Genomic DNA, 25,006 nt, shown 5'->3' on the forward strand with positions numbered 1-25,006 from the left:
CCGACTGGCCGGAGGACGCCCTTACTCCGGGCGGCCGAATTCCTTGCGGATGAATGCGAATATCTCTTCGTCGGACGCGGCCTCGAGCTTTCCGCTGACGGATTCGGCGTCCGCGGCGGCCTGCGCGTCCTTCCAGCGGGAGAGCAGTGCCTCCAGGCGGCGGGTGAGGTTCTTGCGCTCGTCCTGGCCGGGTGCCAGCGACAGCAGGTCGGACTCGATGCGGTCGAGGTCGCTGTGCACGGAGTCCGTGGTCGCCTCTTCGCGCCGGGCGCCGCCGTCCAGGAGCAGGCCGCGCAGGTAGCCGGCGAGCGCGCCGGGGGTGGGGTAGTCGAAGACCATCGTGGCGGGCAGGCCTAGCCCGGTGGCGGCGTTCAGCCCGTTGCGCAGGCCGACGGCCGTCAGCGAGTCGAAGCCGAGGTCCTTGAAGGCCCGGGCGGCGTCGACCGCGCCGGACGAGGCGTGGCCGAGGACGGCGGCGGCGTGGCCGCACACCAGGTCAGTGAGGACGCGTTCCTGTTCCTCGCCGGACAGTTCGGCGAGCTTGTGGCGCAGCGCGTCGGCCGCTCCCGTGTCCCCGGCGTCCTCGTCGCCGCCGTGGCCGGCCTGCGCGAGGATCCGGCGGGCCTGCGGGACGTCCTCGGTGAGGCGTCCCGTACGGGCCGAGGTGAACAGGGGCAGGAAGCGGTCCCAGTCGACGTCGGCGACGGCCACGGCCGTCTCGTCGTGGTCGAGGATCCGCCGCAGGGCCTGGAGGGCCGCCGCGGGGTCCAGGAGCGGCAGGCCGCGTTGGGCGGAGCGCTCGTGGAGTTCGCGCGCCTCGTCGGGGTGGGCTTCGGCGTCGAACAGGTCCCATACGCCCCAGCCGACGGCGGTGGCCGGCAGGTTCCGGGCGCGGCGCTGCTGGGCGAGGGCGTCCAGGTGGGCGTTGGCCGCGGCGAACGCGGCGTGCTCGCCGCCGCCCCAGTAGGAGGTGACGGAGGAGAACAGTACGAACGCGTCCAGGGCGGGGCCGTCCGTGCCGAACACCTCGTCGAGGGCCCGGGCGGAGGTGACCTTGGCGGCGAGGGCCTCCTCGAGGTGCCGGCCGGTGGTGGCGGCGAGGGGGGTGAGTTCGACGTGCGCGGCGGCGTGGACGACGGTGCGGACCGGCCGTCCCGCCTGCTCCGCGCGAACGGTCAGCGCGGCGAGCGCCGCCGGGTCCGCGCCGTCCCACTCCTCCAGGGTGACCCCGGTGCCGTCGGCGGCGAGTTCGCCGGCGAGGGCTTCGAGCGCGGGGGTGAACTCTTCGGGGGCCGCGGTGAGCAGGAGGTGGCCGGCGCCCGCGGCGGCGAGGCGGCGGGCCGCCTCGGCTCCCAGGGGGCCCGCGGCGCCGGTGAGCAGGGTGGTGCCGGACGGCTGCCAGTCGCGGGCGGGCGGGCCGTCGGGCAGGGCGGCCCGGACGAGCCGGCGTACGTAGGTGCCGGCGGTGCGGATGGCGATCTGGTCCTCGCCGTCCCGGCCCGCGAGGGCCCCGGCGAGGCGCGCCGCGGCGGCCTCGTCGAGGTCGGCGGGCAGGTCCACGAGGCCGCCCCAGCCGCGCGGCCGTTCCAGTGCGGCCACGAGGCCGAGGCCCCAGACCTGTGCCTGTACGGCGCTGCGCGGAGCGTTCTCGGGACCGGCGGCGACGGCCCCGCGGGTGAGGGCCCACAGGGGGGCCTCGATGCCGGCGTCGTCGAGTGCCTGGGTGGCGACGAGGGTGCCGAGGAGACCGGCGTTCTCGTCGGTGGAGAGCAGGGAGAGGACTCCGGCGAACGGCTCGTGGCCGTCCTGCGCGGTCCGCAGGGCCCCGGCCCACGCGTCCCGGTCGGCCCGGGCGGGGTCGAGGGTGAGGAGGTGGGCGCGGGCGCCGTGGGCGGTGAGCAGCTCCTCGAAGGGCCCGGCGGCGGCGGTGCCTTCGGGGGCCAGCAGCAGCCAGTCGCCGCCGAGACGGGCCGGTGCGGCGTCGGGCAGGTGCTTCCAGGTGATGCGGTAGCGGCGGGCGTCGAGCGCGCTCGCCTCACGGCGGTCGCGGCGCCAGGCGGACAGGGCGGGCAGCAGCTCCTGGAGCGGCCCGGTGTCCTCGAGCGCGAGGGTGTCGGCGAGGGCGGTGACGTCCGCGCTCTCCACGGAGTTCCAGAAGCCGGCCTCGGCCTCGTCCACGACGGGCTCGCGGTCGGCTGCCGGGACGCCCTCGAGCCAGTAGGTGCGGCGCTGGAAGGCGTACGTGGGCAGGTCGGCGGGCGCGTCCGGGGTGTCGCAGACGCATCGCCAGTCGACGGGGGCGCCGTGGGTCCAGGCCTCGGCGAGGGAGGCCAGGAAACGCTGCGGGCCGCCTTCGTCGCGGCGCAGGGTGCCCTGGGTGACGGCCGGGGAGCCGGCGGCCTCGATGGTCTCCTGGACGCCGATGGTCAGCACCGGATGCGCGCTGGACTCCACGAACAGCCCGTGGCCGCGCTCCAGGAGAGCGGCGATGGCGTCCTGGAAACGGACGGTGCGCCGGAGGTTGGTGTACCAGTACTCGGCATCCAGCTCGGAGCCGTCGGCCCACTCCCCTGTGACCGTGGAGAAGAACGGGATCTCGGCGGTGCGCGGCTCGATCCCGGCCAGCAGACCGATGACCTCCTCGCGGATCGACTCCACCTGCGGACCGTGCGAGGCGTAGTCCACGTTGATGCGACGGGCGCGAACCCCGTCGGCCTCGCAGGCGGCCATCAGCTCGTCCAGGGCCTCCGGATCACCGGAAACCACCGTGGACCGCGGGCCGTTGACCGAGGCCAGCGCGAGCCGCTCACCCCAGGCGGAGATACGTTCCGCCACCGCGCCGGCGACGTCCGCCACCGACACCATGCCGCCCTTGCCGGCCAGGGCCACGATGGCCCGGGCACGGAGCGCGGACACCTTCGCCGCGTCCTCGAGCGACAACGCGCCCGAGACGGCCGCGGCCGCGATCTCGCCCTGCGAGTGGCCGACCACAGCGGCAGGAACCACTCCGGCGGCACGCCACAGTTCGGCGAGCGAGACCATCACGGCCCACAGCGCGGGCTGGACCACGTCGACCCGGTCGAAGCCGGGCGCGCCGTCCTTCTGCCGCAGCACATCGAGCAGCGACCAGTCGGTGTGCGGGGCCAGCGCCTCGGCGCAGGCGTCCAGGCGGGCCGCGAACACCGGCGAGGACTCGTACAGCTCCACCGCCATGCCCAGCCACTGGGAGCCCTGCCCCGGGAAGACGAACACCGGACGGTCCGCGCCCGTGACCACGCCGCCGTCCACGACCCCCGCCGCCGGAAGCCCGGCGGCGAGCGCCTCCAGACCGGCGAGCGAGCCCGCCGGGACGACGCCGCGCCGCTCCAGGGCGGCCCGCGTCGTGGCCAGGGCGAGGCCGACGGCCGCCTCGGACGGCGCGGGGTCCGCGGTCTCGGCGAAGGCCCGCAGCCGGGCCGCCTGGCCGCGCAGGCCCTCGGTGGTGCGGCCGGAGAGCACCCAGGGCAGGGCGGCGGCGGGGAGCAGCGGCCGGGCCCGTTCGGGTGCCTGCGGGGCGGACTCGGCGTCCGTGTCCGGGCCGGCGGCCTGGACGATCACGTGTGCGTTGGTGCCGCTCGCGCCGAAGGAGGAGACCGCGGCGGTGCGGGGCCCTTCGGCGGTCGGCCAGGCCCGCTCCTCGGTGAGGAGCTCCACCGCGCCGGAGGACCAGTCGACCTCGGGGGTGGGCCCGTCGATGTGCAGGCTGCGGGGCAGCACCCCGTCGCGTACGGACATCACGGCCTTGATCACGCCGGCGACGCCCGCCGCGGCCGCCGAGTGGCCGATGTTGGACTTGATGGAGCCCAGGTGCAGGGGGCGGCCTTCGGGGCGGCTGCGGCCGTACGTGGCGAGCAGGGCCTGGGCCTCGATGGGGTCGCCGAGGGTGGTGCCGGTGCCGTGTGCCTCGATCAGGTCGACCTCGTGGGGCGAGAGCCGGGCGTTGGCGAGGGCCTCCTCGATGACCCGCTGCTGGGAGGGGCCGTTGGGGGCGGTCAGGCCGTTGGAGGCGCCGTCCTGGTTGACGGCGGAGCCGCGGACGACGGCCAGGACCCGGTGTCCGTTGCGGCGGGCGTCCGAGAGCTTCTCCAGCAGCAGGACGCCGACGCCCTCCGACCAGCCGGTGCCGTCCGCGGCGGCCGCGAACGGCTTGCAGCGGCCGTCCGGGGAGAGTCCGCGCTGGCGGCTGAACTCGACGTACACCTCGGGCGTCGACATGATCTGCGCGCCGCCCGCGAGGGCGAGCGCGCACTCGCCCTGGCGCAGCGACTGCACCGCCAGGTGGATGGCGACGAGGGAGGAGGAGCACATGGTGTCGACGGAGACGGCCGGGCCCTCCAGCCCGAAGGTGTAGGACAGCCGTCCGGAGGACACGGCGGTCGCGATGCCGGTCATCAGGTGGCCCTCGACGTTCTCGGCGGCCCCTTCCCGGTCGCTGCCGTAGCCCGTGTAGGTGGTGCCGACGAACACGCCGGTGCGGCTGCCGGCGACCGCGGTGGGGTCGACGGACGCCCGCTCGAAGGCCTCCCAGGCGGTTTCCAGCAGCAGCCGCTGCTGGGGGTCCATGGCGAGGGCCTCGCGCGGGGAGATCCCGAAGAAGTCGGCGTCGAAGTCGCCCGCGTCGTGGACGAAGCCGCCCTCGCGGACGTACGTGGTGCCGAGGTGGTCGGGGTCCGGGTCGTAGAGGGAGTCGAGGTCCCAGCCGCGGTTGGCGGGGAAGCCGGAGACGGCGTCGCGGCCGTCGCGGACGAGCTGCCACAGGTCCTCGGGCGAGCGCACGCCGCCCGGGTAGCGGCAGGCCATGCCGACGACGGCGATGGGCTCCGGCTCGTCCGCCTCGACCTCGCGCAGCCGCTGCCGGGTCTGCTTCAGCTCGGCGGTCACCCACCTGAGGTGATCGAGCAGCTTCTGTTCGTTGTCCATCTGGCGGGAGCTCCTTGGATGACGTTCCGGCACGGGCTACGACTTGCCGAGCTCTTCGTGGATGAACGCGAAGATCTCTTCGGCCGAGGCGGACGCCAGCTCGTCGTGGGCGTCGGCTTCTTCGGCCTTCTCCGGGTTCGCGCCGCCCCACTTGGTGAGCAGCACCTGGAGCCGGCCGGCAATGCGGTGGCGGGCCCCGTCGTCCGGGGTGAGCCGGGTGAGGGCCGCGTCGATGCGGTCGAGGCCGGCGAGGACGGACTGGTCCGTCTCGATCTCGCCGTCGAGCAGGTGTTCGCGCAGGTGCTGGGCGAGTGCGGCGGGGGTGGGGTGGTCGAAGAGGAGGGTCGCGGACAGCTTCAGGCCGGTGTCGGCCGCGACCCGGTTGCGCAGTTCGACCGCGCTGAGCGAGTCGAAGCCCAGGTCCTTGAAGGGCCGTGCCTCCTGGACCCCGTCGGCGGTGCGGTGTCCGAGCACCGCGGCCGCGTGTCCGCGGACCAGTTCGACGAGGAGGTGCTGCTGTTCGGCGGGCGCGGCGGCGGCGAGCCGCTGCTTGAGGGCGGACGCCGAAGCGGCGGCGCCCTGCGCGTTCTCCGGGCCGTCCTGCGTCAGCGCTTCCCTCACGTCGGGGAGTTCGCTGATCAGGGCGCTGTGGCGCATGGCCGTGTACGTGGGGGCGAACAGCGCCCAGTCGACGTCGGCGACCCCCACACAGGTCTCGTCGAGGTCGAGGGCCTGCTGGAGGGCGGCGATGGCGGTGTCCGGCGCGATGCCGATCACGCCGCGGCGGCGCAGGTGCTCGTCGATGTCCTCGGAGGCCGCCATGCCGGCTTCCGCCCAGGGGCCCCAGGCCACGGCGGTGGCGGGCAGGCCGTGGGCCCGGCGGCGTTCGGCGAGCGCGTCGAGGTGGGCGTTGGCGGCCGCGTACGCGGCCTGGCCGCCGCTGCCCCACATGCCGGCGCTGGACGCGAAGACGACGAACGCGGACAGGTCCAGGTCGCGGGTGAGTTCGTCGAGCAGGTCGGCGGCGACCGCCTTGGGCCGCAGGACGTGCGCCAGGTGGCCGGCGGTGACCTCGTCCATGAACCCGTTGTCGGAGACGCCCGCGGCGTGGACGACGGCGGTCAGCGGGCGGTCCGCCGGTACGGAGGCCAGCAGGGCGGCCAGCTGGTCGCGGTCGGCGACGTCGCAGGCGGCGAGGGTCACCTCGGTGCCCGACGCGCGCAGTGCGGCGGCGAGTTCGGCGGCGCCGGGGGCGTCCGCGCCGCGCCGGCTGGCCAGCAGCAGGTGCTCGGCGCCGCCTTCGGCGAGCCAGCCGGCGAGGCGGCTGCCCAGGGCGCCGGTGCCGCCGGTGACCAGGACGGTTCCGGTGGGCCGCCACGGTGCGGCGGCCGGCCGGGCGGCCGGTGCGGGGGCGCGGCGCAGGCGGCGTACCTGGACGCCGGCGCCGCGGACGGCGAGCTGGTCCTCACCGTCGGGCGCGGCCAGGACGCCGGCGAGGCGGGCGGCGGCCCGCTCGTCGAGGTCGTGCGGCACGTCGACGAGGCCGCCCCAGCGGTCGGGGTACTCGAGGGCGGCGACCCGGCCGAGCGCCCACACCTGGGCCTGGGCCCCGGTGGGGTCGGCCGTCGGGTCGGAGGGTCCGGTGGAGACGGCGCCGCTGGTCAGGTTCCACAGCGGGGCGCCGATGCCGGCGTCGCCGAGGGCCTGTGCCAGGGCGGCGGTCGCGGCGAGCGCGGCGCTGACCCCGGGCTGGGCGGTGTGCGGGCGGACGTCGAGCGGGAGCAGGGATAGCACGCCGGCGAGGTCCTCGCCGGTGCCCGCCCCGTCGCGCAGCCGGGCGGCCCATGCGGTGCGGTCGGCGGCGGTGGCGTCGAGGCGCAGGGCCGTGGTGGTGGCGCCGGCCGCGGTGAGCGCGGCGGCGGCCCGGTCGGCGAGCGGCCCGGCGGCGGGGCCCGCGCCGTCGGGTACGACGAGCAGCCAGTGTCCGCTCGCGCGGGTGGCGGCCGGGTCGGCGGCGGGCTTCCAGGTGATGCGGTAGCGCCAGGAATCGATGGTGTGCTGCTCGCGGCGGCCGCGCCGCCAGTGGGACAGGGCGGGCAGGACGGTGCGCAGCTGCTCCTCGTCGGGCAGCCGGAGGGTCCCGGCGAGCTCCTGGAGGTCCTCGCGTTCGACGGCCGCCCAGAACTCGGTGTCGACCTCGTCCTGTGCGCCGGGGCCGCTGCCCCCGCCGGCGGGGGCGGCGTCGAGCCAGTAGCGGCTGCGCTGGAAGGCGTACGTGGGGAGGTCCACCCGGCAGGCGGGCCGGTCGGCGAGCGGCGGGGTCCAGTCGACGGGCAGGCCGCGGGTCCAGGCCTCGGCGAGGGCGCCGAGGAAAGCCTCCGGCTCGGGACGGTCCTTGCGCAGCACGGGGGTCAGCAGCCCGGAGAAGGTCTCAGGAAGCGACTCCCCCGCCATGGCGGCGAGGACGCCCTGGGGGCCCAGCTCCAGGAAGTGGGTGACGCCCTGTCCGGCGAGGTGGGCGACACCGTCCCCGAAGCGGACCGCGCCCCGGACGTGCCGGACCCAGTAGTCGGCCGTGAACTCCGTGATCTGCCCGCCGGTCACGTTCGAGACGACCGGGATCGCGGGAGCGGTGTAGGTGAGGGATTCCGCGACCTCGCGGAAGGCCTCCAGCATCGGCTCCATCAACGGCGAGTGGAAGGCGTGCGAGACGGTCAGCCGCTTGGTCTTGCGACCCTGCTCGGCCAGCTTGGCGGCCACCTCCAGGACAGCCTGCTCGGCGCCCGAAATCACCAGCGAGGAAGGCCCGTTGACCGCCGCGATGTCGACATCGGCCGACAGCAGCGGGCGCACCTCGTCCTCGGTGGCCCGTACGGAGACCATCGCCCCGCCCTCGGGCAGGGCGCCCATCAGGGCACCACGGGCCGCCACCAGACGAGCCGCGTCAGCGAGGGAGAGGACCCCGGCGACGTGCGCGGCCGCGATCTCACCGATGGAGTGACCGGCGACGAAGTCCGGACGGAGTCCGTAGGACTCCAGCACCCGGAAGAGCGCGACCTCGATGGCGAACAGCGCGGGCTGGGTGACCTCCGTGCGGTGGACCTCCTCCCCGCCACCGAAGACGAGCTCCTTCAGCGGCAGGTCGAAGTGGGCGCACACCTCGTCGAAGGCGTCCGCGAACAGCGGCTGCTCCTCGTACAGTTCACGCCCCATGCCCGGCCGCTGCGCGCCCTGACCCGAGAACAGGAAGGCGGTACGGGCGCCCGGGACGGACTCGCCCCGGAAGGTGCCGGGCGCCGAGGCGCCGGCCGCGAGGGCGTCGAGGCCCTCCAGGTAGCCCTCCCGGCTGTCGGCCAGCACCACCGCGCGGCTCTCCAGCTGGGCGCGCCAGGCCAGCAGCGCGGAGGCGGTGCTCGCCGTGTCCAGCCCGGGGCACGCCTCGGTGAGGTCGCGCAGGCGGCGCGCCTGCTCGGTCAGGGCGTCCGGGGTGCGGGCGGAGACCAGCCAGGGCAGCAGCTCGCCGGGCGCGGGCTCCGGGGCGGGCACGGGCTCCTGCTCCTGCTCCTGCGGGCCCTCTTCGATGATCACGTGGGCGTTGGTGCCGCTGACGCCGAACGAGGAGACGCCGGCCCGGCGCGGGCGGCCGGTCCGCGGCCACTCCGCGGCCTCGGTGAGCAGCTCCACCGCGCCCGCGGACCAGTCCACGTGCGGGGACGCCTCGTCGACGTGCAGGGTCTTGGGCAGCACCCCGTGCCGCATGGCCATGACCATCTTCATGATGCCGGCGACACCGGCGGCGGCCGAGGTGTGGCCGATGTTGGACTTGATCGAGCCGAGCAGCAGCGGCCGGTCCTCCGGCCGGTCCTGGCCGTACGTGGCCAGCAGGGCCTGGGCCTCGATCGGGTCGCCCAGCGCGGTGCCCGTACCGTGCGCCTCGACGGCGTCCACGTCCTGCGCCGTCAGCCGCGCGTTGGCCAGCGCCTGGCGGATCACCCGCTGCTGGGAGGGCCCGTTGGGGGCCATGAGGCCGTTGCTGGCGCCGTCCTGGTTGGTCGCCGTCCCCCGGACGACGGCCAGGACCCGGTGGCCGTTGGCCTGGGCGTCGGAGAGCTTCTCCAGGAGGAGCACGCCGGCACCCTCCGACCAGGCGGTGCCGTCGGCGGAGGAGGAGAACGCCTTGCAGCGGCCGTCGGCGGCCAGGCCGCGCTGGCGGCTGAACTCGACGAACAGGTCGGGCGTCGGCATGACGGTGACACCGGCGGCCAGGGCCATCGTGCACTCGCCCTGCCGCAGTGACTGCGCGGCGAGGTGCAGGGCGACGAGGGAGGAGGAGCAGGCGGTGTCGACGGTGACGGCCGGGCCCTCCAGCCCGAAGCTGTAGGCGATGCGGCCGGAGATGACGCTGGTCAGGTTGCCGGTGAGGGAGTAGCCCTCGGCGCCCTCGGCGCCCATCTGCCGGAGCCCGCCGAAGTAGCCGGGCTGGGTGGCGCCGGCGAAGACGCCGATGGGCGCGGACTTCACGCTCGTCGGGTCGATGCCGGCCCGCTCGAAGGCCTCCCAGGAGGCCTCCAGGAGCAGCCTCTGCTGCGGGTCCATGGCGACGGCCTCGCGCGGCGAGATCCCGAAGAAGGCCGGGTCGAAGTCGGCGGCGTCGTGGAGGAACCCGCCCTCGCGGACGTAGGTGGTGCCGGGGTGGTCCGGGTCCGGGTGGTAGAGGGCCTCCAGGTCCCAGCCGCGGTCGACGGGGAAGGGGGAGATGACGTCGGCGCCCGTGTCGACGAGCTGCCACAGGTCCTCGGGCGAGCGGACCCCGCCGGGGTAGCGGCAGGCCATGGCGACGATCGCGATGGGCTCGTCGTGCGCCGCCGCGCCGGCGGTGTGGCCGGTGACGGCGCCGGTGTTCTCTCCGAGCACCTCGGCGCGGACGTAGGCGGCGACGGCGGCGGGGGTCGGGTAGTCGAAGGCGAAGGCCGTGGGCAGCCGCAGTCCGGTGGCGGTGTTCAGCCGGTTGCGCAGGTTGACGGCGGCGAGCGAGTCGAAGCCCAGCTCCTTGAAGGCCCGCTGCGGGTCGATGGCGGCCGGCCCGTCGTGGCCGAGCACGGCGGCGGCATGGGCGCGTACGAGGTCCAGGGTGGTGCGGAGCTGCTCGGCCTCGGGGAGGTCGCGGAGCTTCTCGCGAAGCGCCGACCCGGCGGCTTCATCGGCCTCCGCGTCGGGTGCGCCGTGCAGGGCCGCGAGGGCGGTGAGGGTTTCGGGGGCGCGGCGGCGGCGCAGCCAGGAGGCCATGTCGGGGAGGGCCTCGCGCAGCGGCTTGTCGCCGTCGATGTCCAGGGTGGCGATGAGGGTGTCGACGTCCTCCTCGTCCACGGCCTGCCAGAACCGCTCCTCGGCCGCGTCGCGGGGGGCTGCGGTCTGGGGGGTCAGCCAGTAGTGGCGGTGCTGGAAGGCGTACGTGGGCAGTTCGACGGAACGCGCCGGGTCGCCCGGGGTGAGGAGCGGGGTCCAGTCGACGGGCAGGCCGCGGGTCCAGGCCTCGGCGAGGGTGCCGAGGAACGCGGCGGGCTCGGGGCGGTTCTTGTCGAGGGCGGCGGTGACCAGGCCGTCGAAGTCCTCGGGGAGGTTCTCCTGGGCCATCGCGGCGAGCACCCCGGCCGGGCCGAGTTCCACGAAGTGGGTGACGCCGCGCGCGGCGAGGTGCCGGACGCCGTCGCCGAAGCGGACGGCGGCCCGGACGTGCTCCACCCAGTAGGCGGCCGTGAAGTCCGTGATCTGCCCGCCGGTCACGTTGGAGACGACCGGAATGGCGGGAGCGGTGTAGGTGAGGGATTCCGCGACCTCGCGGAAGGCCTCCAGCATCGGCTCCATGAGGGGCGAGTGGAAGGCGTGCGAGACGGTCAGCCGCTTGGTCTTGTGACCCTGCTCGGACAGCTGCGCGGCCACCTCCAGGACGGCCTGCTCGGCACCCGAAATCACCACGGACTGCGGGCCGTTGACCGCAGCGATGTCGACATCGGCCGACAGCAGCGGGCGCACCTCGTCCTCGCTGGCCCGTACGGAGACCATCGCCCCGCCCTCGGGCAGCGCACCCATCAGGGCACCACGCGCCGCCACCAGACGGGCCGCGTCAGCGAGGGAGAGGACCCCGGCGACGTGCGCGGCCGCGATCTCACCGATCGAGTGACCCGCCACGAAGTCCGGACGCAGACCGAAGGACTCGGCCAGCCGGTACAGGGCCACCTCGACCGCGAAGAGCGCCGGCTGGGTGAACTCCGTACGGTCGACCTCGTCCCCGCCGCCGAAGACGAGCTCCTTCAGCGGGAACTCGAAGTGTCCGCACACCTCTTCGAACGCCGCCGCGAACACCGGCTGCGCCTCGTACAGCTCACGGCCCATGCCGGGACGCTGCGCACCCTGACCCGAGAACAGGAAGGCGAACTTCCCCGGGCGTGCCGTGCCCTCGGACAGTGACCCGTCCGGGGTGCCGTCCGCGAGGGCCCGCAGGCCGGAGCGGAAGCCGTCCGTGTTGCCGGCGTTCTCGGCCAGGACCACCGCGCGGTGCTCCAGCGCCGAGCGGGTGGTCACGAGCGCGGCGGCGACGTCCGCCGCCGGTGTGGCGGGGTCGAGGCCGAGGAGGCGCTCGGCCTGGCCGCGCAGCGCCTGCGCGCTGTGCGCGGAGACCACCCACGGCAGCAGCCCGGCGGCCGGTTCGGCGGTGGTCGGAGTCTGCGGTGCCTCGGGTGCGCCGGCGGGCGCCTGCTCCACGATCACGTGGGCGTTGGTGCCGCTGATGCCGAACGAGGAGACGCCGGCCCGGCGCGGACGGTCCGCCTCCGGCCATGTGACCTGCTCGGTGAGCAGTTCGACGGCGCCCGTCGACCAGTCGACCTGGGGGGTGGGCTCGTCCACGTGGAGGGTGCGCGGCAGCACGCCCTCCCGCATCGCCATGACCATCTTGATGATGCCCGCGACCCCCGCCGCGGCGGCCGTGTGGCCGATGTTCGACTTGATCGAGCCCAGCAGCAGCGGCCGGTCCTCCGGCCGGTCCTGGCCGTACGTGGCCAGCAGGGCCTGGGCCTCGATCGGGTCGCCCAGCGCGGTGCCCGTACCGTGCGCCTCGACGGCGTCCACGTCCTGCGGGGCGAGCCGCGCGTTGGCCAGCGCCTGGCGGATCACCCGCTGCTGGGAGGGCCCGTTGGGGGCGGTCAGGCCGCTGCTCGCGCCGTCCTGGTTGACGGCGGAGCCGCGGACCACGGCGAGGACGCGGTGGCCGTTGCGGCGGGCGTCGGAGAGCTTCTCCAGGAGGAGGACGCCGACGCCCTCGCCCCAGATGGTGCCGTCGGCGGTGGAGGAGAACGCCTTGCAGCGGCCGTCGGCGGCCAGGCCGCGCTGGCGGCTGAACTCCTGGAACAGCCACGGGTTGGGCATGACGGTGACGCCGCCGGCGATCGCCATGGAGCACTCGTCGGCGCGCAGGGCCTGGGTGGCCTGGTGGACGGCGACGAGGGAGGAGGAGCAGGCCGTGTCGACGGTGATGGCCGGGCCTTCCAGCCCGAAGGTGTAGGCGACGCGGCCGGAGATGACGCTGTTGACGTTGCCGGTGAGGGTGTAGCCCTCGACCTCGCGGTGCGGGGTTCCCGTGCCCCCGCCCAGGTAGCCGGGGTTTCCGGCGCCGACGAAGACGCCGGTACGGCTGCCCTTGAGGGTGGCGGGGTCGATCCCGGCGCGTTCGAAGACCTCCCAGGAGGACTCCAGGAAGAGCCGCTGCTGGGGGTCCATGGCGAGGGCCTCGCGCGGCGGGATCCCGAAGAAGCCCGCGTCGAACCCGGCCGCGTCGCGGACGAATCCGCCCTCCCGGACGTAGCTGCTGCCGTGGGCGTCCGGGTCGGGGTCGTAGAGGCCGTCGAGGTCCCAGCCGCGGTCGGTGGGGAAGGCGACGATGCCGTCGCCGCCTTCCGCCACCAGCCGCCACAGGTCCTCCGGCGAACCGACGTCCCCCGGATAGCGGCAGGCCATGGCGACGATGGCGATCGGCTCCTGCTCCTTCGCCTCCGCGGCCTGCAGACGCTTGCGGGTCTGCTGGAGGTCGGCGGTGACGAGTTTCAGGTAGTCGCGGAGCTTGTCTTCGTTACTGCTGGCCATCGTGGCAGTGCCTCCGGTGGGACGGTCAGGACGACGGGTCGGGGATCAGCTGAGACCGAGTTCCTTCTCGATGAGGGCGAACATCTCGTCGTCGCTCGCCGAGGTGATCTCCGCGGTCCCGTCGGAGGTCTGTGCTTCGTCGTCGGTGTCGGTCTCGGTGTCGGTCTGCTCGAGCTTCCACAGGATCGAGCGGAGCCGGTTGACGGCGCGTTCCCTGCCGTCGCTGCCCTCCGGCAGCGCGGCGACGGCCGCCTCCCAGCCGGCCATGGCGTCGAGCACCGCGGCCTCCCGGGAGCCCTCGCCCGGGTCCAGTTCCGTGTGCAGGAAACCGGCGAGGGCGGCGGGCGACGGATAGTCGAAGATCAGCGTGGTCGGGAGCCGGAGACCGGTGGCCGCGCCGAGTCCGTTGCGCAGTTCCACGGCCGTCAGCGAGTCGAATCCGAGGTCGAGGAAACCGCGTTCGGTGTCGATGGCCGCCGGGTTGGGGTGGGCGAGGACGGTGGCCACCTGGCTGCGGACCAGGTCGAGGAGGGCTTCGGCGCGTTCGGCGCCGGTGAGGCGGGACAGCCGCTCCGCGAGGGCCGAGGCCCCCGGGGCGGCGGCCGCCTCGCCCGCGGCCCGGCGTACGGAGGCCCGTACGAGCCCCTTGAGCACACCGGGCAGCCGGCCCGCGTCGGCCTGGCCGCGCAGCGCCGTGGTGTCCAGGCGTACGGCGGCCAGCAGGGCCTCGTCGTGGCGTGCCGCTTCGTCGAACAGGGCCAGGCCCTGTTCGGTGGCGAGCGGCAGGACGCCGCTGCGGCTCATCCGCGCGAGGTCGGCGGTGTCGAGTCCGGCGGTCATGCCGCTGGACTCGGCCCACTGGCCCCAGGCGAGGGAGACGCCCGGCAGGCCCTGGGCGCGCCGGTGCTGGGCGAGGGCGTCCAGGAAGGCGTTGGCTGCGGCGTAGTTGCCCTGGCCGGGGCCGCCCATGACGCCGGCCACGGAGGAGTACAGGACGAAGGCGGTCAGGTCCAGGTCGCGGGTGAGTTCGTGCAGGTTGACGGCGGCGTCGACCTTGGGCCGCAGTACGCGGGCCAGCCGGTCGGCGTCGAGCGAGCCGAGGACTCCGTCGTCCACGATTCCGGCGGTGTGGACGACGCCGCGCAGCGGCCGGTCGGCGGGGACGGCGGCGAGGAGGGCGGCCAGCGCGTCGCGGTCGGCGGCGTCGCAGGCCACCACCTCGGCCGTAGCACCCAACTCGGCTATCTCGGCGACCAGTTCGGCGGCCCCGGGGGCGTCCGGGCCGCGTCGGCCGGCCAGCAGCAGGTTCCGTACGCCGTGCTCGGTGACCAGGTGCTTGGCGACCAGCGCGCCCAGAGTGCCCGTACCGCCCGTGATCAGGACGGTGCCGGCCGGGTCCCAGCCCTGCGGGACCGTCAGGACGATCTTGCCCACGTGCTTGGCCTGGCTCATGAACCGGAAGGCCTCCGGGGCCCGCCGGATGTCCCACGCACGGACCGGCAGCGGCCGCAGCACGCCCGCCTCGAACAGCCGGCCCAGCTCGGCGAGCATCTCCCCGATCCGCTCCGGACCCGCACCCTCGACCATGTCGAAGGCCTGGTACGTCACTCCGGGGTGGAGCCGGGCGACCTCTTCGGGGTCGCGTACGTCCGTCTTGCCCATCTCGAGGAAGCGGCCGCCGCGCGGCAGCAGCCGCAGCGAGGCGTCCACCAGTTCCCCGGCCAGGCAGTCCAGGACGACGTCGACGCCCTCGCCGCCGGTGGCGGCGGAGAAGCGCTCCTCGAAGGAGGCGTCACGGGAGGAGGCGATGTGCGCCTCGTCCAGCCCGAGTTCGCGCAGCACGTCCCACTTGCCCTCGCTGGCCGTACCGAACACCTCGGCACCCAGGTGGCGGATGAGCTGCACGGCGGCCATGCCGACGCCTCCGGCGGTGGCGTGGACGAGGACCCGCTCGCCGGCCTTCAGGCCCGCCAGGTCGACGAGCCCGTAGTAGGCGGTGAGGAACACGGTCGGGATCGCGGCGGCCTGCTCGAAGGTCCAGCCGTCGGGGATGCGGACCACCAGGCGGTGGTCGACGACCGCGACGGGGCCGAACGCGCCCCGGATGAGACCGGTGACCTTGTCCCCGACCTCGACGCCGGTGACCCCGGGGCCCACCTCGGTGACGATGCCGGCGCCCTCGTTGCCCATACGGGCCAGACCCGGGTACATACCGAGCGCGATCATCACGTCGCGGAAGTTCAGGCCCGCGGCGCGGACCGCGACACGGATCTCGCCCTCGGCCAGCTCCATCCCGGCGGCCGGGGACGGGACGAAGCCCAGGCTGTCGAGCGTCCCGGCCTTGGTGCTGTTGAGGATCCAGGAGGAGCCGGCGGGCAGGACCGGGGCGCCGCCCGCGGCGGATGCTCCGGCGGCCCGGACCAGGCGCGGTACGAGCAGCGCGCCGTCGCGGAGCGCTGCCTGCGGCTCGTCCCCGGTGAACACCGCGTCGGGGAAGGCCAGTCCGGTGCCGGGGTCGGTCTCGGTGTCGGGGTCAGTGTCGAGGAGGACGAAGCGGCCGGGGTTCTCGGCCTGCGCGGCCCGCACCAGACCCCACAGGGGGGCCTGCGCCAGGTCCGTGACGTCCTCGCCGGGCAGTACGGCCACCGCACCGCGCGTGACGACGACCAGCCGGGTCGCCCCGAGGCGCTCGTCGGCCAGCCAGGTCTGCAGGGTGTCGAGCAGCGCGGCGGTGGTCCCGTGCGCGGCTCCGGCCAGTCCTCCGGCCGGGGCGACGGCCAGGGATCCGGCGTGCAGGAGGACCGCGGCGGGGACCGGCGCGCCCTCGTCGAGGGCGGCCCGCAGGGAAGCGAGGTCCGCGTGGTCCGCACCCGCACCGCCGATCGCCACCCGCGGCCCACCGGCGGTGCCGGCGGCCGGCGGAGCGGCGGTCCAGTCGAGCCGGTACAGGGCGTCGGAGTGACCGGCACCCGCCACGGCGGCGGTCAGCTGCTCGGCGGCGACCGTACGGGTCGCCAGCGAGGCGACGGAGACGACCGGGTTGCCGGCCGGGTCCGCGATGTCGAGCGAGAGGGAATCCGGGCCGGCCGGCGTCAGCCGCACCCTCAGCCTGGACGCGCCCACGGCGTGCAGACGCACACCGCTCCAGGCGAAGGGCAGGCGAACCTGCCCCGCGTCCGTGGCCGGCCCGGCGACAGCGAGCCCGTGCAGCGCAGCGTCGAGCAGGGCCGGATGCAGTGCAAACCAGCCCGCCTCATCCTGCTGCGCATCGGGCAGCCCCACCTCGGCGAACACCACGTCACCGTCGCTCCGACGCCAGGCCCGGGCCAACCCCTGGAAGGCCTGCCCGTACCCGTAACCGGCTGCGGCGAGCCCCTCATAGAACCCGTCGAGATCGACCGGCTCGGCGTCCGCCGGAGGCCATACGGCCAGGTCGGACAGGGGTTCGGGGGCCGTTTCGGGGGCAGGGGCAAGCCGTCCGGCGGCGTGCCGGGTCCAGACCGCGTCGGCGTCCTCGGGACGCGAGTGGACGCTCACCGGCCGGCCGCCGTCCTCGTCCACGGCACCGACGAGCACCTGGAGCAGGACGCCACCCCGGTCGGGGATGACCAGGGGCGTCTCGATGGTGAGCTCCTCCAGCTCGCCGCAGCCCGCTTCGTCGCCCGCGCGGAGCGCGAGTTCCACGAAGGCGGTGCCGGGCAGCAGGACCGTGCCGGCCACCGCGTGGTCGGCGAGCCAGGGGTGGCTGTGCAGGGAGAGCCGCCCGGTGAGCAGCAGCTGCCCTCCGTCGGCGGGCGTCACGGTGGCGCCGAGCAGCGGATGTCCGGCAGCGCCGAGTCCGGCCGCGAGGACGTCCGCGGAGGCGGAGGCGGCGGGGCGCGGCCAGTAGCGGCTGCGCTGGAAGGCGTACGTGGGCAGGTCCACGGCGGCCGGGGCCGCCGCCGTACCGCCGGCCAGGGCCGCCCGGTCGACGGGCAGGCCGCGGGTCCAGGCCTCGGCGAGGGCGCCGAGGAAGGCCTCGGGCTCGGGGCGGTCCTTGCGCAGGACGGGGGTCAGCAGCCCGGAGAAGGCCTCGGGAAGCGACTCCCCCGCCATCGCGGCGAGGACGCCCTGGGGGCCCAGCTCCAGGAAGTGGCCCACGCCCTGCTGCTCGGCGAGGTACCGGACCCCGTCGGCGAAACGGACCGCACCCCGGACGTGCTCCACCCAGTAGGCGGCCGTGAACTCCGTGATCTCCTCGCCGGTCACATTGGAGACGACCGGAATCGCGGGGGTCCCGTAACTCAACCCCTCCGCGACCTCGCGGAAGGCCTCCAGCATCGGCTCCATAAGGGGCGAGTGGAAAGCGTGCGAGACCGTGAGGCGCTTGGTCTTGCGACCCTGCTCGGCCAGCTTGGCGGCCACCTCCAGGACAGCCTGCTCGGCGCCCGAAATCACCAGGGAGGAAGGCCCGTTGACCGCCGCGATGTCGACATCGGCCGACAGCAGCGGGCGCACCTCGTCCTCGGTGGCCCGTACGGAGACCATCGCACCGCCCTCGGGCAGGGCGCCCATCAGGGCACCACGGGCCGCCACCAGACGAGCCGCGTCAGCGAGGGAGAGGACCCCGGCGACGTGCGCGGCCGCGATCTCACCGATGGAGTGACCGGCCACGAAGTCGGGGCGGATTCCGTAGGACTCGGCCAGGCGGTACAGCGCCACCTCGATCGCGAAGAGGGCGGGCTGGGTGAACTCCGTACGGTCGATCTCCTCCCCACCCCCGAACACGAGGTCCTTCAGCGGGAAGTCGAAGTGTCCGCACACCTCGTCGAACGCCGCCGCGAACACCGGCTGCGCCTCGTACAACTCACGCCCCATCCCCGGCCGCTGCGCACCCTGACCCGAGAACAGGAAGGCCAGCTTCCCGGGCTGGACCGGGGCCTTGGTGGCCTCGGTCAGGGCGTCGAGTCCGGCCAGCAGGCCGTCCAGGCCGGTGGCGGTCACCGCGCCGCGGTGTTCGAGCGCGGAGCGGGTGGTGGCGAGGGAGTGCGCGACGGCGCGCGGGTCCAGGCCGGTGTGGGTACGGGCGTACGCGGCGAGCCGTGCCGCCTGGGCGCGCAGGGCCTCGGGGCCGCGGCCGGAGACGGTCCACGTGACCGGGCCGCCGTCCGTGTCGGGGGCGGCGAGGGCGGGCGCCGTCGCGGGCGCCTGCTCCAGGACGACGTGGGCGTTGGTGCCGCTGGCTCCGAAGGAGGAGACGCCCGCGCGGCGCGGGCGGCCGGTCTGCGGCCATTCCACGGACTCGGTCAGGAGTTCCACCGCGCCCGCCGACCAGTCCACGTGGGCCGACGGCTCGTCGACGTGCAGGGTCTTGGGCAGGATCCCTTCGCGCAGGGCCATGACCATCTTGATGACGCCGGCGACGCCGGCGGCGGCCTGGGCGTGTCCGATGTTGGATTTGACGGAGCCGAGCCACAGCGGCCGGTCCTCGGGCCGGTCCTGGCCGTAGGTGGCGAGCAGGGCCTGGGCCTCGATGGGGTCGCCGAGGGTGGTGCCGGTGCCGTGGGCCTCGACCGCGTCGACGTCGTGCGTGGTCAGCCGGGCGTTGGCGAGGGCCTGTTCGATGACCCGCTGCTGGGAGGGGCCGTTGGGGGCGGTCAGTCCGTTGCTGGCGCCGTCCTGGTTGACGGCCGAGCCGCGCAGTACGGCGAGGACCCGGTGGCCGTTGGCCTGGGCGTCGGAGAGCTTCTCCAGGAGGAGCACGCCGGCGCCTTCGGACCAGCCGGCTCCGTCGGCGGCGGCGGAGAAGGACTTGCAGCGGCCGTCGGCGGACAGTCCGCGCTGCTTGCTGAACTCGACGAACACGCTGGGGGTGGCCATGACGGTGACGCCGCCGGCCAGCGCCATGGTGCACTCGCCGGCCCGCAGGGCCTGGGCGGCCAGGTGCAGGGCGACCAGCGAGGAGGAGCAGGCGGTGTCGACGGTGACGGCCGGGCCCTCCAGCCCGAAGGCGTACGAGAGGCGGCCGGAGACGACGCTGCCGGAGGTGCCGGTGAGCAGGTAGCCCTCGGCGCTGTCGGCGGCGCGCTCCACGTGGCTGGCGTAGTCGTGGTACATGACGCCGGCGAAGACGCCGGTGCGCGTGCCCTTGCGTTCCGCCGGGTCGAGTCCGGCGCGTTCGAAGGCCTCCCAGGAGGCTTCGAGGAGGAGCCGCTGCTGCGGGTCCATGGTGACGGCCTCGCGCGGCGAGATCCCGAAGAGTTCGGGGTCGAAGTCGGCGGCGTCGTAGAGGAACCCGCCGTTGCGGGTGTACGAGGTGCCGGGGCGGCGTCCCTCGGGGTCGTAGAGGGCGTCGAGGTCCCAGCCGCGGTCGGTGGGGAATCCGGCGACGGCGTCGCGGCCTTCGGTGACGAGCCGCCACAGGTCCTCGGGCGAGCCGACGCCGCCGGGGTAGCGGCAGGCCATGCCGACGATCGCGATCGGCTCGTCGGGGGCGTGGGCGGGCGCCGGGGTGGCCGGGGCGGGGGTGGTGGTGGCGGGGGTGAGGATCCCGGAGAGGACGTGACGGGCCAGGGCGGCCGGGGTGGGGTGGTCGAAGATGAGCGTGGCGGGGAGTTTCAGGCCGGTGGCGGCGTTCAGCCGGTTGCGCAGTTCGACGGCGGTGAGGGAGTCGAAGCCGAGTTCCTTGAAGGCCACCTCGGGGCGGATCGCGGAGGGGTCGGCATGGCCGAGCACGGCGGCGACCTGGCCGCTGACGAGGCCGAGGAGTTCGCGTTCGCGTTCGCTCTCGCCGAGCGGGGCGAGCCGCCGGGCGAGGGAGGAGGCCTCGGCGTCGGAGCCGGTTTCGACGGCGCGCCGGGCGGGGGTGCGGACGAGGGAGCGCAGCAGTGCGGGCAGCAGCCCGGCGGCGGCGCGCGTGCGCAGGGTCGCCGCGTCCAGGCGTACGGGGACCAGGACAGGTTCGGTGTCGGTATCGGTGTCGGTGTCGGCGACGGCCGCGTCGAGGGCGGCGAGGCCCTGGGCCGCGCTGAGCGGGAGGATGCCGGCGCGGGAGGCCCAGCCGAGGTCGCCGTCGGTGAGGTGACCGGTGAGGCCGCTGGTCTCCCACAGGCCCCAGGCGAGGGAGCGGGCCGGCAGGCCCTGGTCCTGGCGGTGGGCGGCGAGGGCGTCCATGAAGGCGTTGGCGGCCGCGTAGTTGGCCTGGCCGGGGTTGCCGAAGACACCCGCGGCGGAGGAGAAGAAGACGAGGGCGGTGAGGTCGAGGTCGCGGGTCAGCTCGTGGAGGTTCCACGCGGCGTCCACCTTGGGACGCATCACCGCGTCCAGACGCTCGTCCGTCAGCGAGGCGATCAGACCGTCGTCCAGGACACCGGCCGCGTGGACCACACCCGTCAGGGGACGGTCCGCCGGGATCGCGGCCAGCAGCGAAGCCAGCGCCTCCCGGTCCGCAGCGTCACACGCCACGACCTCCACACCGGCACCCAACTCTCGTATGGAGTCGGCCAGTTCCAGAGCACCCGGCGCCTCCGGGCCACGACGGCCCGTCAGCAGCAGGTGCCGCACCCCGTGCTCGGTCACCAGATGCCGGGCCACCAGCGCACCCAGCGCACCGGTACCCCCGGTGACCAGCACCGTCCCCTCCGGGTTCCAGGGGGTGTCCCCGGTGGGTGCGGCGGTGGCGCGGACCAGGCGCGGGGCGAGGGCGGTGCCCGTGCGCAGGGCGAGCTGGGGTTCGCCGGTGGCGACGGCCCGTTCCAGGGCGGCGCGGGAGGCGTCGGTGCCGTCGAGGTCGGCGAGCTGGATGCGGTCGGGGTGTTCGGCCTGCGCCGAGCGGACCAGGCCCCACAGGGGGGCGAGGGTCAGGTCGGGCGCGGGGTCGCCGGGTCCGGTGCGGACCGCGCCGGTGGTGGTGACGACCAGGCGCAGGGCGGCGAGGCGTTCGTCGGCCAGCCAGTCACGGAGGGTGGCCAGGAGCGCGGCCGTGGCGGCGCGGGCTGCGCGGGCCGGGTCGTCACCGGAGCCGGAGTCCGCGTCGGGGCCGGTGGTGTCAGGGCCCGGGTGGGTGAGGAGGACGTGGGTGGGGGCGGCGGTTCCGGCGTCGAGGGCGGCGGTCAGCGCGCCGAGGTCGGGGAAGTCGGTGCCGCCGAGCTCGGCCCAGCCGCCGGCGGGCGCGTCGGCGGGCAGCGGGACGTCGTTCCAGGTGACGCGGTGCAGGGTGTCCGTGCGGGCGCCCTGGAGGCGGTCGGGGGTGACGGACAGCAGGCTGAGGGCGTCCACGGTGGCGACGGGCCGGCCCTCGGGGTCGGCGAGGTCCACGGCGAGTTCGCCGGTGGCGGCCGGGGTGATGCGGACCCGCAGGGCGGGCGCTCCGGTGGCGTGCAGGCGCACTCCGCTCCACGCGAAGGGCAGCCGGACGCCGTCGAAAGCGGTGTCGGTCCCGAGGAGGGTGGCGTGCAGGGCGGCGTCGAGGAGGGCGGGGTGCAGGCCGTAGGCGGCCGCCTCCTCGCGCTGCGCGGAATCCAGCGCCACCTCCGCGTACACGGTCCCGCCCGCGCTCCAGGCGGCCTTCAGGCCCTGGAAGGCGGGCCCGTACGCGTAACCGGCCTCGGCCGTCCGCTCGTAGAACCCCCCGATGTCGACCGGCTGCGCACCGGCCGGCGGCCAGACGGCCAGGTCCACGGCGCCGGCGGGGGCGGCGGCGGGGGCGACGACGCCGGTGGCGTGCCGGGTCCAGGGGGTGTCCGCGCCGGAGTCGTCGGGCCGTGCGTGGACGGCCACCGGGCGGCTGCCGTCGGCGGCGGGTTCCGCGACCACGAGCTGGAGCTGGACGGTGCCGGTCGCGGGCAGGGCGAGGGGGGTCTCCAGGGTGAGCTCGCGCAGCTGTCCGCAGCCCGCCTCGTCGCCCGCGCGGACGGCGAGTTCGACGAAGGCGGTGCCGGGCAGGAGGACGGTGTCACCGACGGCGTGGTCGGCGAGCCAGGGGTGGCTGTGCAGGGAGATCCGGCCGGTGAGCAGGAAGCGGTCGCCGTCGGCGGCGCGTACGGACGCGCCCAGCAGCGGGTGTCCGGCGTCGGCCAGTCCCGCGGCGGACACGTCGGCGCCGCCGGCCGCCGCCTCGGCCCAGTACCGGCGGCGCTGGAAGGCGTACGTGGGCAGGTCGGCCGTACGGGGGGCGTGTCCGGCGAGCACGGCGGGCCAGTCGGGGGAGGCGCCCCGGGTCCAGGCCTCGGCGAGGGAGGTGAGGAAGCGCTGCGGGCCGCCCTCGTCGCGGCGCAGGGAGCCGAGGGCGACGGCGGGCACGCCGGCCGCGTCGATGGTCTCCTGGACGCCGACGGTGAGCACCGGGTGGGCGCTGACCTCGATGAAGAAGCCGTGGCCGCGTTCGAGGAGGGCGCGGATGCCGTCCTCGAAGCGCACGGTCCGGCGCAGGTTGGTGTACCAGTACTCGGCGTCGAGTTCGGTGCCGTCGACGGGCCGTCCGGTGACCGTGGAGAGGAACGGCACGCGGGTCTTGCGCGGGGTGATGCCGGCGAGGGCGCCGATGACGGCTTCGCGGATCTCTTCGACCTGGGGGCCGTGGGAGGCGTAGTCGACGTTGACGCGGCGGGCGCGGACGCCGTCGGCCTCACAGGCGGCGAGCAGTTCGTCGAGGGCCTGCGGAGTGCCGGAGACGACGGTGGAGCGGGGGCCGTTGACGGCGGCGACGGCGAGCCGGTCGCCCCAGGCGCGGATGCGTTCCGCGACGGCGTCGGCGGTGTCGGCGACGGACATCATGCCGCCCTTGCCGGCCAGCGCGAGGAGGGCCTTGGCGCGCAGCGCGGAGACCTTCGCGGCGTCCTGGAGCGACAGGGCGCCGGAGACGGCGGCCGCGGCGATCTCTCCCTGGGAGTGGCCGACGACTGCGGCGGGTTCGATGCCGCTCGCCCGCCACAGCTCGGCGAGGGAGACCATGACGGCCCACAGGACGGGCTGGACGACGTCGACGCGGTCGAAGCCGGGTGCGCCGTCCTCCTGGCGCAGGACGGCGAGGAGGGACCAGTCGGTGTACGGGGCGAGGGCCGCGGCGCACTCGTCGAGGCGGGCGGCGAACGCCGGGGAGGAGCCGTACAGTTCGACGGCCATGCCCACCCATTGGGAGCCCTGCCCGGGGAAGACGAAGGCGGTCTTGCCCTCGATGTCGGCGGTGCCCTCGACGAGCCGGGCGGCGCTCTCGCCGGCGGCGAGCCGGGCGAGCGCGTCCAGCCGGGCGTCCGCGCCAGCGTCGGTTCCGCCGTCGGCGCCGGTGTCCGGGCCGGCGACGACGACCGCGCGGTGGGCCAGTGCGGAGCGGGTGACGGCGAGGGAGAGGGCGGTGTCGGCGGGGCGCGGGGCGTCCGCGCCGGCGTCGGTACCGGCGTCCGTACCGGCGGCGAAGGCGTGCAGCCGGCCGGCCTGGCCGCGCAGGGCGGCCTCGCTGTGGCCGGAGAGCGGCCAGGGCGTGGGGGCCTCGGCCGTGAAGGGGGCGGGGCCGGCCGCCGCGGCGGGGGCGTCCTCCTCGGCGGGTGCGGCCTGCTCCAGGATGAGGTGGGCGTTGGTGCCGCTGATGCCGAAGGCGGAGACGGCGGCCCGGCGGGGGCGTTCGCGGTCGGGCCACTCCTGGGCGTCGGTGAGGAGTTCGACGGCGCCGGCCGACCAGTCGACGTGCGGGGTGGGCTCGTCGACGTGGAGGGTCTTGGGGAGGACGCCGTTGCGGATCGCCATCGTCATCTTGATGACACCGGCGATGCCGGCGGCCGCGGCGGTGTGTCCGATGTTGGTCTTCAGCGAGCCCAGCCACAGCGGGGCGTCCTGCGGCCGGTCCTGGCCGTAGGTGGCGATGACGGCCTGCGCCTCGATCGGGTCGCCGAGGGTGGTGCCGGTGCCGTGCGCCTCGACGACGTCGACGTCCCGCCCGCGCAGCCGGGCGTTGGCCAGGGCCTGGCGGATGACGCGCTGCTGGGAGGGGCCGTTGGGGGCGGCGAGGCCGTTGCTGGCGCCGTCCTGGTTGGTGGCGGAGCCCCGGATGACGGCGAGGACGCGGTGACCGTTGCGGCGGGCGTCGGAGAGCCGTTCGAGGACGATCACGCCGACGCCCTCGCCCCAGCCGGTGCCGTCGGCGGCGGCCGCGAAGGCCTTGCAGCGGCCGTCCTCGGACAGGCCGCGCTGGCGGCTGAACTCGACGAACAGGCCGGGGACGGACATGACGCTCACGCCGCCGGCGAGCGCCATCGAGCACTCGCCGTTGCGGAGCGCCTGGGCGGCGAGGTGCAGGGCGACCAGCGAGGAGGAGCAGGCGGTGTCGACGGTGACGGCCGGGCCCTCGAAGCCGTAGTGGTAGGCGAGCCGTCCGGAGACGACGCTGCCGGAGGTGCCGGTGAGGGAGTAGCCCTCGGCGCCGCCCTGGGTGTTGTGGCCTCCGACGATGTAGGCGGGCGTCGCCGCGCCCACGTACACGCCGGTCTGGGTGCCCTTGAGGGTGCCGGGGTCGAGCCCGGCCCGTTCCAGCGCCTCCCAGGAGGTCTCCAGCAGGACCCGCTGCTGCGGGTCCATGGCCAGTGCCTCGCGCGGGGAGATGCCGAACAGGCCGGGGTCGAACTCCGGCGCGTCGTGCAGGAAGCCGCCGGAGCGGGTGTACGTGGTCCCGGGGTGATCGGGGTCCGGGTGGTAGAGGGTGTCCAGGTCCCAGCCCCGGTCGGCCGGGAACCCGGATATCGCGTCGCGTCCCTCCGCGACCAGCCGCCACAACTCCTCGGGGGAGCGGACCCCGCCCGGGTAGCGGCAGGCCATGCCCACCAGGGCGATCGGCTCGCTGCCCCGGCTCTCGGCCTCACTGAGCCGCTGCCGGGTCTCGTGGAGCTCGGCGGCCACTCGCTTGAGGGACTCGACCAGCTTGTCCTCGTTCGCCATCGCG

3 protein-coding genes are annotated in these 25,006 nt (G+C 75.2%); all 3 read right to left on the minus strand.

Annotation, left to right across the window (positions count from 1 at the left end):
- Nucleotides 1-21 precede the first annotated feature (21 nt).
- Genes OOK34_RS31915 through OOK34_RS31925 form a run of 3 tightly spaced genes read right to left on the minus strand, consistent with a single transcriptional unit; the run spans nt 22 to nt 25,002 of the window.
- Entirely contained in the window at nt 22-4,959 is a 4,938-nt protein-coding gene (locus OOK34_RS31915; protein WP_323183516.1) for a polyketide synthase, read from the minus strand.
- 36 nt (nt 4,960-4,995) lie between these two features.
- Nucleotides 4,996-13,098 (minus strand): type I polyketide synthase, encoded by an 8,103-nt coding sequence (locus OOK34_RS31920; protein ID WP_267037629.1) that lies wholly within the window; start codon nt 13,096-13,098, stop codon nt 4,996-4,998.
- Between the two features lie 45 nt (nt 13,099-13,143).
- The gene (locus OOK34_RS31925) at nt 13,144-25,002 is read right to left on the minus strand and encodes a type I polyketide synthase (RefSeq protein ID WP_267037630.1); all 11,859 of its coding nucleotides are present in this window, start codon (nt 25,000-25,002) and stop codon (nt 13,144-13,146) included.
- Nucleotides 25,003-25,006: the final 4 nt, after the last annotated feature.

This window comes from Streptomyces sp. NBC_00091 (genome assembly GCF_026343185.1).
Lineage (GTDB): Bacteria > Actinomycetota > Actinomycetes > Streptomycetales > Streptomycetaceae > Streptomyces.

Coding starts and splice junctions, on each gene's coding strand:
- OOK34_RS31925 (WP_267037630.1), bottom strand. CDS start 25,002: ATGGCGAACGAGGACAAGCTGGTCGAGTCCCTCAAGCGAGTGGCCGCC.
- OOK34_RS31920 (WP_267037629.1), bottom strand. CDS start 13,098: ATGGCCAGCAGTAACGAAGACAAGCTCCGCGACTACCTGAAACTCGTC.
- OOK34_RS31915 (WP_323183516.1), bottom strand. CDS start 4,959: ATGGACAACGAACAGAAGCTGCTCGATCACCTCAGGTGGGTGACCGCC.